Consider the following 14996-nt stretch of genomic DNA (forward strand, 5'->3'; position numbering starts at 1 on the left):
CGCCTTGCCCTTTAACGGCCACCGAGAACGGTGCGCATCTCCACCAGATTCGAGCGCACACGCAGGATGTAGAATCCCATGGTCGCGAGATGGCTCGGCATGATCCAGCCGTCTTCGCGCCCGTTCGAAATGATCGCCGGCTGGATCCGCAAGGCGGCTTGCAACTGCTTCATGGTGCCGGTCCAGAGCGTACCAAGATTGCGCTCGGCGATGACCTGCTGGAAATCGGCGCCAACGGCGCTCAGGATGCCGTAATAGCCATAGAGCTGACCGTAGGCGAACCAGAAACGGTCATCGGCGCGCATGTCAAACCAGCCGTAATTGTGGTTCTCCGATCGCTCCGCCAGAATGTCCGAGGTACTGCCGAGATCGTTGGCGACGCGATCGATGAATTGCAGGAGGTTGTCGGCGCGGCTGTCGAACACGGCATTACAGGTACCGAGATCGTTGTTGAACTTGCGCAGGCTGCCGATTGCCGCGCGATAATAGCTCGGTGTGGGCGTCTTCGGACCAAAGGGACGCATGCCGAAATACCAGCTCGTTTCGTCGAATTGCAGATTGCCACGCGCGCTCTGCAGATCGCTGTTGATGCCGGATGTGCCGCGCACGCGGCCGAGCGTATCGACCAGTTCTACCGAAGTGCGCCGCACCGCCTGGTTCACGCCGCGCTGAAACGCCGCCTTGTTGTCGAGGAAAGGCGTGTCATCCCAGCTCATGCCGAAGAACCCCAGCTTGTAGAGCAGCATCGAGGAGATCCAGGCATTCTGGTTGACGTTGAAATCGGTGAGGTCAGCGGTAACGTCGACGATCGCGGAGGTCTGGCAGGTCTTCGGCGTATTCGCGACGGCCTGCTGTCCATTCACGGCCGGCAGTTCCTGCCCTGCCCCGACCTTGCGGTCTGAAAACTTGTAGACGTCAGGATAATTGGCATCGAAGCCGCTCCAGGCCTGCGTCTGCCAGATAAAATAGATGTAGAGCGTCCCGATCAGCGCCAGGAAGACGGCAATCGGCAGCTTGATCAGCCAATTGCGCTGCCGGTACCAGCCGTGAGCGGCGAGGAAAGGCCAGAGTATCCAAACGACGAGAAGCCCCAGGCCGCGTGCAATGGCGCGGCCGATCCGCTTGAAGAACGCGGCGATCGAATCAAGCATGAACCTCTCCTTTGCTGCGCCGCGCGTCCCTTGGACAAGCATGGGACGCAGGACACCTTGAGCCTGCACGTGCATGAAAATCGCTCTGGATTTTCATGCATGTGGAGGCATGTCGCTATTCTCGCTCAAGCAGATATGTGTTCCCAAGGGAGACAGCAACCGGCTGTTGTCATTTTTCAATCAATGATCAGGTCTCCGGCTCGGTCTCAGCCGACGACTCGACGACAGCCGCAGGGGCGGCCAGCAGATGCGGCTCCAGCCGCCGCGTAAAGACGTCATCGGCGCGAGCCTTGCGCGCAGCGAGATCATGCCCCGCAAGCACGTTCGCCTCGAAGGCCGCGATCAGAGCGGCAACCCTGGCTGGCCTTTCGGTGGCCGGCAACGGCGGCACAGCTTCCGATATCACCGCGTTCAGCAAGGCAATCCGCTGCTCGATGTCGATGGCAAGCTTGCCCGCCATCGCATTGACGGCGGCGATTTTTACGTTGAGGACATTCGCCAGTTCCTCGTAGATATCGATCAGCCGCTGTAGCGCTGTCCGCCCCGGCTGCAATGCCCGCTCCTGCTCATGAAGAGCATCCTGCTCGGCGACCAACCTGCTATACTCCGCCTCCAATTCCGATCGTGAAGCGACATCGCGAGCGCTGGAAATGCTGCTGCGCCGGTCGAAAATTCTTGGAATAAAAGCATCCGCTTGGCGCTGCACTTCTTCTATCTCGAAATCAATATGCTGCCGCCGCTCGATGATCCGCACGAGATGCGCCTCGCAATCGCGGAAGGACCGAACCAGCGCCGGTCGGGCGGTCTTGAACTGCGTATCGAGCGACGCTGACGCTGCAAGGGCCGCATCGAGATCGGCCGCGATCGACGCCGGCTCGGCACGGCCCTGGCCCATCCGGCGCCCGAGCAGCCCCGACGTATCGATCCCGGCCTTCTCATCGAACAGCCGCCGGTGTTGCAAATCCGCGGCCGCGGTCAATAAATCGAGTTGCTTCACCAGCGACAGCGCCAGGGTTTTCCAGCGATCGAGCAACTCGATCGTCTCGCGTACCAGCGCCTCTTCCACCGGGAAATTGATGGCATCGAAACGTCCATTGCCCTTGGCATTGCGGCCGAGCCCGGCATTGGCCGCATCCATGCCCTTGATCGCGTCCTCAAGCATCGCGCGGGCCTTGTCGATTTCGCCGTCGAAGGAGTGGGCCTTGACCATGAAAGCGTCTCTCAATTGCCGTTGCCAGCGAGACTAACCGCTTATATGCGCAAAGAAAATGCCCCGAGCGTGCAAGCCAGCCTCAGTGTGCGACAGCCGGGCTCTTCAAATAGGCGATCAGATTGTCCAGATCCTTGTCACTCTTCAAACCGGGGAAAGTCATCTTCGTGCCCTTCACCAGGAATTGCGGACTGGGCAGATATTTTCTGAGCAGCGCCTCGTCCCAGACCTTGCCGTCGGCACCGAACGCCTTCATCGCCGGCGAATAGCTGTAATCGGGGATGGTGGCGACGGGACGACCGACGACGCCCATCAGCGACGGCCCGACATGGTTCTCATGTTCGGTTGCCGTGTGGCAGACGGCGCACTTCTTGAAGACTGCCGCACCGGCAACTGCATCCCCATCGGCAAGCGCGGCCGAAGCGGAAAAAAGAACGGCGGCCACGGCCGTCAGACAGCGCAACTTCATGATTCCTCCACCATCGGATGTCTGGACGTATTCCCGACAGCCGCGACCATAGAGAAATTCGCCGCCGCCTGCCGGATGACGCAATGCCGCGGGCACTTCACTCCCCGGCCATGGCCTCTTCCCAGTGACGGCGGCAGAGAGAAACATATTTGTCGCTGCCGCCGATCTCGATCTGCGCCCCCTCATGCACCACCCTGCCCTGTCCGTCGAGGCGCACCAGCATCGTCGCCTTGCGGCTGCAGTGGCAGATCGTCCGCACCTCGCGCATCTCGTCGGCAATCGTCAAAAGTTCCTGCGAGCCCGGAAACAGCTTGCCTTGGAAATCCGTGCGCAGCCCGTAAGCCATGACGGGCACGCCGAGGCGATCGACGATGTGGGCAAGCTGCCAAACCTGCTCGCGCGAGAGGAACTGCGCCTCGTCGACGAAGACGCAGGCAAGCGCTTCCTCGGCGTGCAGATTGTCCGCCATCGCAAAGAGATCGTCCGTTTGATCGAAAGGTGTGGCGGCCATCTCCAGGCCGATGCGCGAGGCGATCTTGCCGCGACCGGCGCGGTCATCCAGGGCGGCGATAAAGGCAACGGTCCGCATGCCGCGTTCTTGATAATTATAGGCCGCCTGCAGCAGCATGGTCGACTTGCCGGCGTTCATCGTTGAATAGTGGAAGTAAAGCTTGGCCATGATATTCTCCTTGAGCGTCTCATGGGTTTTCCATCGCCGGAAGGAAAGACGCCTTTGGCGAAAACCACAGGAATTGCGGGCTTAGGTGGAACAAGATCGCCTCGGCAACACACGGCTGAAAAAAACGTAAGGGAGTCGCAATCAGCCCCCGCAAACCGGCGCAAATACAATGAGGTCGCTTGAAAATGTCAGTTATTGGTGGTTGCTTGGGAACGTTAGACTGGGAGTCACACAATGATAAAAATGACTTTAACCGCATTTGCCTTCGCCTCAGCTCTTTCCGCGCTGACGCTGGGTGCAACCACCGCATCCGCCGCTGAGCCGGCAAGCTGTGGCACCGTACATTTCGCCGATGTGGGCTGGACCGACATCACCTCCACCACGGCGACGGCCTCCGTCCTCCTGAAGGCGCTCGGCTACGACACCGACGTCAAAGTGCTCGCCGTGCCGGTGACCTATCAGTCGTTGAAGAACAAGGACATCGACGTGTTCCTCGGCAACTGGATGCCCTCCATGGCCGAGAACATCAAACCGTTTGCCGCCGACAAGTCGGTCGAAACCGTTCGCCCCAATCTCGAAGGTGCGAAATACACGCTTGCGACGAACGCAAAGGGCGCGGAGCTCGGTATCAAGGATTTCAAGGATATCGCCACGCACAAGGATGATCTCGACGGCAAGATCTACGGCATCGAGCCGGGCAATGACGGCAATCGCCTGGTTATCGACATGGTCGACAAGAACACCTTCGGCCTCAAGGGCTTCGAAGTGGTCGAGTCCTCCGAACAGGGCATGCTTGCCCAGGTTTCGCGGGCCGACAAGGAAGGCAAGCCGATCGTCTTCCTCGGCTGGGCTCCCCACCCGATGAACACGACCTACAAAATGACCTACCTCACGGGCGGTGACGACATCTTCGGACCGAACTTCGGCGGCGCAACCGTCTATACCAACGTCCGCGCAGGCTATCTGCAGGAATGCCCGAATGTCGGCACCTTCGTTAAAAACCTCGTCTTCTCGCTGCCGATGGAAAACGAGATCATGGGCAAGATCCTGAATGACGGCAAGGAGCCGGAGGCGGCTGCCACGGAATGGCTGAAGGCTAATCCGACCGCGGTTACTCCCTGGCTCGCTGGCGTCACCGCCAAGGACGGCAGTGATGGGCAGGCGGCAATCAAGTCCAAGCTCGGCCTTTGACATCCGGGGACAAGGGGCGGCTCAACCGCCCCTTTCTCTTCCGTGAACGAGACTGCTTCCCTCCTATTGCGTCACACATCGGGCAGCGACCCGCATGGCGCCATAGGCCGTTATTCTCCGGCGGCCCTATCCGGAATTATTTGAGACGCCCGGAATCGCCGCCCCAATGGTGGGCAAAGACGTGAACTGGTTAAACGATTACCGCATCCCTATCGGTCCATGGGCCAAGGCCTTCGTGGATTGGCTGACGAGCAATTTCATATGGTTCTTCGACGGCCTTTCCTTCGTTGCCTCGCATGGGATCAAAGGACTTTTGTTCCTCTTGCAGGCACCGCATCCGCTGGTCGTTGTGATCATTTTCGCGGCCGTTGCCTACTGGCTGCGCCGGAGCATTCCGGTCACGATCCTGACCCTGGTCGGCCTGTTGATCACCATCAACCAGGGTTACTGGAAGGAGACGACCGAGACGCTTGCGCTGGTGCTGGCCTCCACTTTCGTCTGTATGCTCGTCGGCGTCCCCCTCGGCATCGCCGCCGCTCGCCGTCCATGGCTCTACGCCTTCATGCGACCGGTCCTCGACCTGATGCAGACTATCCCGACCTTCGTCTATCTGGTGCCGGCGATGATTCTGCTCGGCCTCGGCATGGTACCGGGCCTGATCGCCACCGTCGTCTTCGCCATTCCCGCATCGATCCGTATGACCCGCCTCGGCATCATCTCGACGCCGCCCTCTCTCGTCGAAGCAGCCGAAGCCTTCGGTGCGACACCGCGACAGGTGCTGCGCAAGGTCGAGGTGCCCTTTGCCACGCCACAGATCATGGCCGGCTTGACGCAGACGATCATGCTCTCGCTCTCGATGGTCTCCATCGCTGCCCTCGTCGGCGCGCCTGGCCTCGGCGTCCCGGTACTGCGCGCATTGAACAGCGTCAACGTCGCCAAGAGCTTTGATTCCGGCTCCTGCATCGTCATCCTGGCGATCATTCTCGACCGCATGTTCCGTGCCCCCGGCGAAGGAGAAAAATCATGACCACCGCCGTCGGCTTCAAAAATGTCAGCATCATCTTCGGCGATCGTCCCGAGACAGCGCTGAAACTTGCCGATGCCGGCAAGTCGCGCGACGAGATCGGCAAGGCGACCGGCCTGGTGCTCGGCGTCGCCAACGCCTCGCTCGAGATCGAGGAAGGCGAAATCCTCGTGCTCATGGGCCTCTCCGGCTCAGGCAAGTCGACGCTCCTGCGCGCGGTCAACGGCCTGGCGCCGGTCGTGCGCGGCGATGTCATTGTCAATAGCAAGACCGGACCGGTCAATCCGTATAGCTGTAACCCCAAGGCGCTGCGCGACCTGCGCATGCATACCGTTTCGATGGTGTTCCAGCAGTTCGCGTTGCTGCCCTGGCGTACCGTCGCCGATAATGTCGGCTTCGGACTGGAGCTGGCCGGTGTGCCCGAGGCTGAGCGCAAGAAGCGCGTCGACGAGCAGTTGCAACTCGTCAACCTGACTCAATGGGCAAACCGCAAGGTCAACGAGCTCTCTGGCGGCATGCAGCAGCGCGTCGGCCTCGCCCGTGCGTTTGCAACCGGCGCGCCGATCCTGCTCATGGACGAGCCGTTCTCTGCGCTCGATCCGCTGATCCGCACCCGCCTGCAGGACGAACTTCTGGAATTCCAGCGCCGTCTGAAGCGGACGATCCTCTTCGTCAGCCACGATCTCGACGAGGCCTTCCGCATCGGCAACCGCATCGCCATCATGGAGAGCGGACGGATCATCCAGTGCGGCACGCCGCAGGAAATCGTCAAGAACCCCGCCGATCAATATGTCGCTGACTTCGTGCAGCACATGAACCCGATCAGCATGTTGACCGCCCGCGACGTCATGCAACAGGGTCTCGGCCACTCCGCAGCAGGCGGCTCGGTCACTGCCACCGCAACGGCCACAACGCCGCTCGTCGATATCCTCGACGCGCTGACGCATCAGCCCGGCAATATCGGCGTCGTTGACAACGGCGTGATTATCGGGACGATTTCCGCCCAGGATGTCGTGGCTGGCCTCACCAGCCACCGGCGGAGAGAGTAGTCTATCCTCATGCTCTCTCCTGCCCTGCGAGAGAGCGACTATGAACGATAAACCGTCCGTATTGCGGGAAACCGATGACGAGGCGCGCAAGCAGGCACGTATCCTGCTGCGCGCCGCTCGTTATGCGGCCATGGCCGTCATCGATCCGGAAACAGGCTTCCCTTCCGTCAGCCGCGTACTGACCGGCACGGATATCGACGGCGTGCCCGTCATTCTCGTCTCCGGCCTTTCAGCCCATACCAAGGCGCTGGCGAGAGATCCCCGCGCCTCGCTTCTCTTCGGGGAACCAGGCAAAGGCGACCCGCTCGCCCATCCGCGCCTCAGCGTTCAATGCAACGCCGAACGCGTCGATCGCGAAAACCGTCTGTACGGACGCATTCGTTCGCGCTTTCTCGCCCGGTACCCCAAGGCAAAGCTTTATGCCGATTTTGCCGATTTCTGCTTTTTCCGCCTCATACCGCTTACCGCCAGTCTTAATGGCGGTTTTGGAAAAGCATATGTCCTGCCCGGGAACGATCTGATGATTCTCTCGACGGCTAGCGAGATGATTGCTGAACAGGCAGATGCGATAGTGCGAGAATTACTAGCCCACTACCCTTGTATCATTACAACTATAGTGGAGAGGTTGAGAGGATCGGGCGGTAAAAATTGGCGTATTTGTGGCTTAGATATGGCAGGAATCGACCTAATTCGGGGAGATGAGACGCTAAGATGGGAATTTGACCCACCATTGTCGGAGTTGCAGGGCACTCATACATACATATCTAAAATAGCATACTCGATACCTTAAATTTAGGTATATACAATCTTTGGCCTATATTGGTATTGTTACTTATCGGATTAATTCCCCGATTAGAAAAATACCCCCGCAATTTCTGATGTACGCTCCGCATTAGGAAGATTAAAAGATGAAGACAAGAAATTTGGCCGAACACTCCAACGTGGCGGCAGCATTATTATCTGCTATGGCGAACCCGAAGCGCCTTATGATTCTTTGCAGCCTGGTCAAAGGGGAAGTTCCGGTTGGCGTATTGGCCAATCAGGTGGGGCTCAGCCAATCTGCACTCTCCCAGCATCTTTCGAAGCTGCGCGCCCAGAAGCTGGTGAAGACCCGCCGCGATGCTCAAACGATTTACTACTCCAGTACTTCAGACTCGGTCATTCGGGTTCTGGAAACGCTGGAAGACATTTATTGTGAACCGGAAAAAAGTAGATCGGCTGCTTAATAGCCAAAACTGGCTCTAGGTATGTCGAGGCAAGATCTCTAAGGAAAAGATAATTTCCGACCCTTAAGATCAAGCCCCCTTTCATCACCACATATATAACTGATTTGGCTGGCAAATTTCCCAATTTGCCAGCCTTTTCGCGTTTAGCGGCTTATCCTCGGCGGTTCGCGACACAGTGGAGGAGACCGGGCCAAAGCGAAACCGCCCCTCGTCATCCCCTGTCCCCTACCTTTGTCTTGACGTCAGGGGGCCGACTGATAATTTGACCGGGCAGTAAATAATCACGCGGTTTCGCACCGCGATCGGGAAATGGCCCCCGAATGGCCATTGGAGAACAGCATGTCCGACCGTTTGAATGCCACCCCCAACGATTTGCGCGCCTTCTGGATGCCGTTTACGGCCAATCGTCAGTTCAAGAAGGAGCCGCGCCTCTTCGTTAGCGCCAAGGATATGTACTATACGACCCATGACGGTCGGCAGGTGCTGGACGGAACTGCGGGTCTGTGGTGCGTGAATGCCGGCCACTGCCGGCCGAAGATCACCGAAGCCATTCGCCAGCAGGCGGGCGAACTCGACTATGCGCCGGCCTTCCAGCTCGGCCATCCCAAGGCTTTCGAGCTGGCAAACCGGCTGGTGGACATTGCGCCGGAGGGCATGAACCATGTTCTCTATACCAATTCAGGTTCTGAATCCGTCGAAACCGCGCTCAAGGTGGCGCTCGCCTACCATCGCGTGAAGGGCAACGGCTCCCGTTTCCGCCTCATCGGCCGCGAGCGCGGCTATCATGGCGTCAATTTCGGTGGCATCTCCGTGGGCGGCATCGTCTCCAACCGCAAGATGTTTGGCACGCTGCTAACCGGCGTCGACCACATGCCCCACACGCATCTTCCCGGCAAGAATGCCTTCACCCGCGGCGAGCCCGAGCATGGCGGCGATATCGCCAGCGAGCTGGAGCGCATCGTCACCCTGCACGACGCCTCCACGATCGCCGCCGTCATCGTTGAGCCGGTCGCCGGCTCCACCGGCGTGCTGATCCCGCCGAAGGGTTATCTGCAGAAGCTGCGTGAAATCTGCACCAAGCACGGCATCCTGCTGATCTTCGATGAAGTCATCACCGGTTTCGGCCGCCTCGGCACCCCCTTCGCCGCGCAATATTACGACGTGAAGCCGGACATGATCACGACCGCAAAGGGCCTGACGAATGGCGTTATCCCGATGGGCGCAGTCTTCGTGACCTCGGAAATCCACGACGCCTTCATGCAGGGACCCGAGCACATGATCGAGTTCTTCCATGGCTACACCTATTCCGGCAACCCGATCGCCTCTGCCGCGGCTCTTGCGACGCTCGATACCTACAAAGAAGAGGGCCTGCTGACACGCGCTGCCGAACTTTCGGACTACTGGGCTGACGCCCTGCACTCCCTGAAGGACTGCCCTGGTGTCATCGACATCAGAAACACCGGCCTCATCGGCGCCATCGAGCTCGACCCCATCGCCGGCGAACCCACCAAGCGTGCCTTCACCGCCTTCCTGAAGGCCTACGAAAAAGGCCTGCTGATCCGCACCACCGGCGACATCATCGCACTCTCCCCACCACTGATCATCGAAAAGCACCATATCGACGAACTCTTCGGCAAGCTCAGGGATATCTTGCAGAATAATATCTGAGGCATAAGCTCGAACAAAACTGCGCCCCTCACGCCTCCTTTTGCTTCAGCAGAAGAGCCGGCATGAGGGGCGATCCATATGCGAGGGATGACCATGACCACCAAACTCGAACGCTATATCGACCAGGGCGTCGGCCGGCAGCCTGCCGACATCGTGCTAAAAAACGGCCGGTTCTTCGACTTGGTGACGGGCGAGCTGGTTGCCTCGGACATCGCCATCTGCGGCGATCGTATCGTCGGCACCTGCGGCGGCTATCAGGGCCGCGAGGAGATCGACATCTCCGGCCGGATCGTCGTTCCGGGCTTCATCGATACGCATCTGCATATCGAATCCTCGCTGGTGACGCCGCATGAGTACGATCGCTGTGTCCTGCCCTATGGCGTGACTACCGCCATCTGCGATCCGCATGAGATCGCCAATGTGCTCGGCACGGAAGGCATCCAGTATTTTCTGGAGTCCTCGCTGGAGACCATCATGGACATCCGCGTCCAGCTCTCCTCCTGCGTGCCGGCGACGCATCTGGAAACGTCAGGCGCCGACCTGCCGATCGAGAAGCTCCTGCCCTTCCGCGACCATCCGAAGGTCATCGGCCTAGCGGAATTCATGAACTTCCCCGGTGTCGTGCATAAGGACCCCGTCTGCATGGCCAAGCTCGAGGCTTTCCAGGGCGGCCATATCGACGGCCATGCGCCGCTGCTGCGCGGCAACGACCTCAATGGCTATCTCGCCGCCGGCATCCGCACCGAGCATGAATGCACCACCGCCGAGGAAGCGCTCGAAAAGATCCGCAAAGGCATGCATATCCTCGTGCGCGAGGGTTCGGTCTCCAAGGACCTGCATGCCCTGATGCCGATCCTGACCGAACGCCTGTCGCCTTACCTTGCGCTTTGCACCGATGACCGCAATCCGCTCGACATCGCCGAACAGGGCCATCTCGATTATATGATCCGCACCGCCATTGCCCACGGCGTCGAGCCGCTGGCGATTTATCGCGCAGCCTCCATCTCGGCTGCCCGCGCCTTCGGCCTGCGCGACCGCGGCCTGGTGGCGCCCGGTTGGCGCGCCGATCTGGTCGTCATCGACAGTCTGGAGAACTGCAAGGCGGAGATCGTCTTCTCCGCGGGCCGGCGCGTCACCGCGGAGCTTTTCGCCCACCGCAAGCCCATCGCCCCGGTCGGCCTCGATAGCGTCAAAGCGCCCCCGATCAATGCCGCCGATTTCGGCGTGCCGGTGACCGAGGGCGAAAGTTCCGTGATCGGCGTCACCCCAGGAAAGATCATCACGCAGCATCGCCGGTATCGCCTGCCAGTCAAAGGCAACCAGACCGACCTCGACCTCGGCAATGATGTGATCAAGGTCGCCGTCATCGAGCGGCATGGCAAGAACGGCAATCATGCCAATGGTTTCGTTCAGGGCTTCGGCCTGAAGAAGGGTGCCATCGCCTCGACGGTCGGTCACGACAGCCACAATATTTGTGTCGTCGGCGTCAATGAAGACGATATGGCCCGCGCCGCTAATCGTCTTAGCGAGATCAACGGCGGCTTCGTCGTCGTCGAAAATGGCGTCGTCACCGGCGAAATCGCCCTGCCCGTCGCCGGCCTGATGAGCCTTGAACCCTATGAAAGCGTTCGCGACACCTTGCATCACTTGCGTCAGGCAGCTTACGCCCTCGGCGCGACGCTGGAAGAGCCCTTCCTACAGCTCGCCTTTCTGCCGCTGCCGGTCATCCCGCATCTGAAGATCTCGGACCGGGGCCTTGTCGATGTCGACAAGTTTATGCTGATTGGGTGATCACCCCACCTGGCAGCAGAACACATCCAACGCCGCGAGTGTCACCACCTCGCTGGCGTTGGCGGTCGCAAAGCCCGGCATCGGCACAGCTTTCGCCACCTTGATCCCCTTTGGCAGAGCAACCTTTACGGGCTTGCGAGACAGGTTGAAGACAAAAAGCAGTGTTTCGTCGCCCTTCTTGCGCGTAAAAGCGAAGACGTCCTCCTTGGTATCGAGGAAGACCATGTCGCCATCGACCAGCGCTGCATGCCGCTTTCGGAAGGCCAGGGTCTCGCGATAGTGGTGAAGAACGGACTGCGCATCCGCCTCCTGCTTGTCGACGGCAAGTGCTGCGTGCTGATAAGGCACCGGCAGCCATGATTTGTCTGCCGTGGTAAAGCCTGTGTGCGCCCGGCCCGCCTCCCAGGGCATCGGCGTGCGGCATCCGTCGCGGCCCTTGAAGGCCGGCCAGAAGCGAATGCCGTAGGGGTCCCGAAGATCCTCGAACGCGAGTTCCGCCTCGGGCAGGCCCAATTCCTCACCCTGATAGAGGCAGATCGAGCCACGCAAGGTGGACAGCAAGGAAATCGCCAATTTGGCGACACGCGGTTGCTCGGCCTCCGTTTCGGCAAACCGGCTGACATGACGGTTTACGTCGTGGTTGGAGAAAGCCCAACAAACCCAGCCGTCGGCGACGTTTTCCTGGAAATCGCCGACGCAGCGGCGGAAATGTTCCGGTGTGAAATCCGGTCCGAGCAGATCGAAAGTATAGCACATGTGCAGCTTGTCGCCGCCGCTGGTATAGGCGGCGACCGTCTGCAGCGAGCGGGCGCCGTCGCCGACTTCACCGACGGTCGTGCGCCCTTCATACTGATCAAGCAGCTTGCGGAAGCGCTTCAGGAAGCCGATGTTTTCCGGCTGCGTCTTGTCATGGAGATGGTTCTGCATGCCATAGGGATTGCTTTCCGGCGCATCCAGTCCGCCAATGGCAACCGCGGCCGGCGGGTTGTCCCGCAGCTTCTTGTCGCAGAAATAGTAGTTCACCGTATCCAACCGGAAGCCGTCAACACCGCGATCGAGCCAGAACTTGACCGCCGCAAGCACGGCATCCTGGACTTCGCTATTGTGGAAATTCAAGTCCGGCTGCGAGGTCAGAAAATTGTGCTGGTAGTATTGCCGACGCACGCCGTCCCATTCCCAACCAGGCCCGCCGAAGATCGACAGCCAGTTGTTCGGCGCCGTGCCATCCGGCTTCGGATCGGCCCAGACATACCAGTCGGCTTTGGGATTGTTGCGGCTTGCCCGGCTCTCGACGAACCAGGGATGGCGATCCGACGTATGCGAGATGACCTGATCGATGATGACCTTGAGGCCGAGCGCATGCGCTGATGTCATCATCTCGTCGAAGTCGGCGAGCGTGCCGAAGATCGGATCGACGTCGCAATAGTCGGCGACGTCGTAACCCATATCGGCCATCGGAGAGGTGAAGAAGGGAGCCAGCCAAATGGCGTCGACGCCGAGTGAGGCAATATGCGGCAGGCGGCGAGTGATGCCCTTGATATCACCGAGCCCATTAGCGTCGGTATCCTGAAACGACCGCGGATAGACCTGATAGATCACCGCACCACGCCACCAATCGGCTCCCGCCGCTTTGTCCGTTGATTTCATGAAACAATCCGCCTCGATTTCCGCTCACCCTTCAGATTGCACACTAAGCCTTGGGCGGCAAGCGGCAAACCAGATGAAGGATGAACCGGGGATTGAACGCGCAAAAATTCGTGAAGTGATTTCGGAAAATTGCCAGTGTAGATATTCACAGCCTCAAGCCGCCGCTCGCTTTAGGACTTGAAAGCGACGTTGCATCGGATAACTTGCGACATTGACCTGCACGTACAGGTCACCTGCGGGATAAAAATAGCCTTAAAAACAAGGCCCATAGCTCCAGAAAGGTGGGGAAAGATATGACTCATTTCAGCAAGAAGTTCATCGTGTCGGCGTTCGTCGGCACGTTGTTAAGCGTCTCTGCACATGCGGCGACCCTAAATATCCACAACGGCGGCGACCCGACGTCGCTCGACCCGCAAAAAATTTCCGGCGACTGGGAAAACCGTATCGATGGCGATATTTTCGAAGGCCTGGTGACGGAAGATCCTAAGGACAACCCGATCCCCGGCCAGGCAGCAAGCTGGACCATTTCCCCCGATCAGAAGGTCTATACCTTCAAGCTGCGTGACGGCATCAAATGGTCCGATGGCCAGCCGGTAACGGCTCAGGACTTCGTCTTTGCCTTCCAGCGCCTGATGGACCCGAAAACCGCCGCCCAATATGCCTACCTGCAATATACGATCCTGAATGCGGAAAAGATCAACAAGGGTGAAATCAAGGATCTCAGCCAGCTCGGCGTCAAGGCAATCGATGACAAGACACTGGAAATCACTCTTGAAAATCCGACGCCTTACTTCCTCAACGCGTTGATGCACTACACGGCCTATCCGCTGCCGAAGCATGTCGTGGAATCCAAGGGCGACGAATGGGTCAAGATCGGCAACATCGTCACCAACGGCCCCTACAAGCCCACCGAATGGGTGCCCGGTTCGCATGTCAGCATGGTCAAGAGTGACCAGTATTACGACGCCAAGGACATCAAGATCGACAACGTCAACTATTACACGCTGGAAGATCAGGCCGCTGCCCTGAAGCGCTATCGCGCCGGCGAATTCGATATCCTCACCTCTTTCCCCGCCGACCAGTTTGATTGGATCCAGAAGAACCTTCCTGGCCAGGCGCATGTGGTTCCGTTCCTCGGCACCTACTATTACGTGCTGAACGCCACCAAGCCGCCTTTCAACGACAAGCGCGTCCGCCAGGCCCTCTCCATGGCCGTCAACCGCGAAGTCATCGGCCCGAAGATTCTCGGCACCGGCGAGCTGCCGATGTATTCCTGGGTACCGCCGGGCACGGCCAATTACGGCGAGCCGGCCTATGTGAGCTGGAAGGATGAGCCTTACAAGCAGAAGGTCGAAGAGGCCAAGAAGCTGCTCAAGGACGCCGGCTTCGGCCCTGACCATCCGCTGAAAGCGCAGCTTCGCTACAACACCAATGATAACCACAAGCGCATCGCCGTTGCGATCGCCGCCATGTGGAAGCCGCTCGGCGTCGATATCGAGCTCTACAACACCGAAACCAAGGTGCATTATGATGAAATGCAGCGCGGTCAGGTGGAAATCGGCCGCGCCGGCTGGCTCGCCGACTACAACGATCCCATCAACTTCCTGAACCTGCTCTCAACCGGTGTCGAAATGAACTATGGCCGCTGGAGCAATCCGGATTACGATGCGCTGATCAAGCGGGGCAACGAACAGACCGACCTGAAGAAGCGCGCCGAAATCTACAAGAAGGCCGAGCAGCTCGCGCTCGACGACAGCGCTGCCATCCCGATCTACTACTACGTCTCCCAAAACATCGTCGCCCCGAAGGTCCAGGGCTTCGTCGATAATATCCAGGACATCCATCGCACTCGCTGGCTGTCGATCAAAGAATAATTGGGAACAGGCCCCTT

13 protein-coding genes are annotated in these 14996 nt (G+C 59.3%); 8 read left to right on the top strand and 5 right to left on the bottom strand.

From position 1 onward, the window contains the following. Window positions 1-11: 11 nt before the first annotated feature. From NXC24_RS13720 to NXC24_RS13735, 4 genes are all read right to left on the bottom strand, one after another. Window positions 12-1151 (bottom strand): DUF2333 family protein, encoded by a 1140-nt coding sequence (locus tag NXC24_RS13720; RefSeq protein WP_104823796.1) that lies wholly within the window; start codon window positions 1149-1151, stop codon window positions 12-14. A 187-nt stretch (window positions 1152-1338) separates the two neighbouring features. After that, the gene (locus tag NXC24_RS13725) at window positions 1339-2361 is read right to left on the bottom strand and encodes a hypothetical protein (protein ID WP_104823797.1); all 1023 of its coding nucleotides are present in this window, start codon (window positions 2359-2361) and stop codon (window positions 1339-1341) included. A gap of 82 nt (window positions 2362-2443) precedes the next feature. Then, entirely contained in the window at window positions 2444-2830 is a 387-nt protein-coding gene (locus NXC24_RS13730) for a cytochrome c family protein (RefSeq protein ID WP_104825164.1), read from the bottom strand. A gap of 97 nt (window positions 2831-2927) precedes the next feature. Further along, a complete protein-coding gene (locus tag NXC24_RS13735) occupies window positions 2928-3509 on the bottom strand; it encodes a thymidine kinase (protein WP_104823798.1) in 582 nt (193 codons plus the stop codon). Window positions 3510-3743: 234 nt separating this feature from the next. On the opposite strand from NXC24_RS13735, the gene NXC24_RS13740 reads away from it, so the two are divergent. From NXC24_RS13740 to ade, 7 genes are all read left to right on the top strand, one after another. Beyond that, entirely contained in the window at window positions 3744-4700 is a 957-nt protein-coding gene (locus NXC24_RS13740; protein ID WP_104823799.1) for a choline ABC transporter substrate-binding protein, read from the top strand. 166 nt (window positions 4701-4866) lie between these two features. Beyond that, window positions 4867-5727: a choline ABC transporter permease subunit gene (gene choW / locus NXC24_RS13745; RefSeq protein ID WP_245463873.1), complete on the top strand. Its 861-nt coding sequence runs from the start codon at window positions 4867-4869 to the stop codon at window positions 5725-5727. Continuing rightward, on the top strand, window positions 5724-6773 hold the full coding sequence (gene choV / locus NXC24_RS13750; RefSeq protein ID WP_104823800.1) for a choline ABC transporter ATP-binding protein: 1050 nt from the start codon (window positions 5724-5726) through the stop codon (window positions 6771-6773). The genes choW and choV overlap by 4 nt, the downstream gene beginning before the upstream one ends. 40 nt (window positions 6774-6813) lie before the next feature. Continuing rightward, window positions 6814-7563: a pyridoxamine 5'-phosphate oxidase family protein gene (locus tag NXC24_RS13755; protein WP_104823801.1), complete on the top strand. Its 750-nt coding sequence runs from the start codon at window positions 6814-6816 to the stop codon at window positions 7561-7563. A gap of 118 nt (window positions 7564-7681) precedes the next feature. Continuing rightward, window positions 7682-7999 (top strand): metalloregulator ArsR/SmtB family transcription factor, encoded by a 318-nt coding sequence (locus NXC24_RS13760; RefSeq protein WP_028751732.1) that lies wholly within the window; start codon window positions 7682-7684, stop codon window positions 7997-7999. 339 nt (window positions 8000-8338) lie between these two features. Beyond that, entirely contained in the window at window positions 8339-9667 is a 1329-nt protein-coding gene (locus tag NXC24_RS13765) for an aspartate aminotransferase family protein (protein ID WP_104823802.1), read from the top strand. Window positions 9668-9760: 93 nt separating this feature from the next. Continuing rightward, window positions 9761-11458 (top strand): adenine deaminase, encoded by a 1698-nt coding sequence (gene ade / locus NXC24_RS13770; RefSeq protein ID WP_104825166.1) that lies wholly within the window; start codon window positions 9761-9763, stop codon window positions 11456-11458. On the opposite strand, the gene NXC24_RS13775 is transcribed toward ade, so the two are convergent. Further along, window positions 11459-13105, bottom strand: coding sequence for an alpha-glucosidase family protein (locus NXC24_RS13775; protein WP_104823803.1), 1647 nt, complete (start codon window positions 13103-13105; stop codon window positions 11459-11461). Window positions 13106-13398: 293 nt separating this feature from the next. Between NXC24_RS13775 and NXC24_RS13780 the strand changes: the two genes are divergently transcribed. After that, window positions 13399-14979, top strand: a complete 1581-nt coding sequence (locus tag NXC24_RS13780) for a peptide ABC transporter substrate-binding protein (RefSeq protein WP_104823804.1) — start codon at window positions 13399-13401, stop codon at window positions 14977-14979. Window positions 14980-14996: the final 17 nt, after the last annotated feature.

Origin of the sequence: Rhizobium sp. NXC24 (genome assembly GCF_002944315.1) — a bacterium.
GTDB lineage: Bacteria > Pseudomonadota > Alphaproteobacteria > Rhizobiales > Rhizobiaceae > Rhizobium.

Excerpts from the sequence above, each read along its gene's own strand:
- NXC24_RS13720 (WP_104823796.1), bottom strand. The coding sequence starts at position 1,151 with ATGCTTGATTCGATCGCCGCGTTCTTCAAGCGGATCGGCCGCGCCATT.
- NXC24_RS13725 (WP_104823797.1), bottom strand. The coding sequence starts at position 2,361 with ATGGTCAAGGCCCACTCCTTCGACGGCGAAATCGACAAGGCCCGCGCG.
- NXC24_RS13730 (WP_104825164.1), bottom strand. The coding sequence starts at position 2,830 with ATGAAGTTGCGCTGTCTGACGGCCGTGGCCGCCGTTCTTTTTTCCGCT.
- NXC24_RS13735 (WP_104823798.1), bottom strand. The coding sequence starts at position 3,509 with ATGGCCAAGCTTTACTTCCACTATTCAACGATGAACGCCGGCAAGTCG.
- NXC24_RS13740 (WP_104823799.1), top strand. The coding sequence starts at position 3,744 with ATGATAAAAATGACTTTAACCGCATTTGCCTTCGCCTCAGCTCTTTCC.
- choW (WP_245463873.1), top strand. The coding sequence starts at position 4,867 with ATGGTGGGCAAAGACGTGAACTGGTTAAACGATTACCGCATCCCTATC.
- choV (WP_104823800.1), top strand. The coding sequence starts at position 5,724 with ATGACCACCGCCGTCGGCTTCAAAAATGTCAGCATCATCTTCGGCGAT.
- NXC24_RS13755 (WP_104823801.1), top strand. The coding sequence starts at position 6,814 with ATGAACGATAAACCGTCCGTATTGCGGGAAACCGATGACGAGGCGCGC.
- NXC24_RS13760 (WP_028751732.1), top strand. The coding sequence starts at position 7,682 with ATGAAGACAAGAAATTTGGCCGAACACTCCAACGTGGCGGCAGCATTA.
- NXC24_RS13765 (WP_104823802.1), top strand. The coding sequence starts at position 8,339 with ATGTCCGACCGTTTGAATGCCACCCCCAACGATTTGCGCGCCTTCTGG.
- ade (WP_104825166.1), top strand. The coding sequence starts at position 9,761 with ATGACCACCAAACTCGAACGCTATATCGACCAGGGCGTCGGCCGGCAG.
- NXC24_RS13775 (WP_104823803.1), bottom strand. The coding sequence starts at position 13,105 with ATGAAATCAACGGACAAAGCGGCGGGAGCCGATTGGTGGCGTGGTGCG.
- NXC24_RS13780 (WP_104823804.1), top strand. The coding sequence starts at position 13,399 with ATGACTCATTTCAGCAAGAAGTTCATCGTGTCGGCGTTCGTCGGCACG.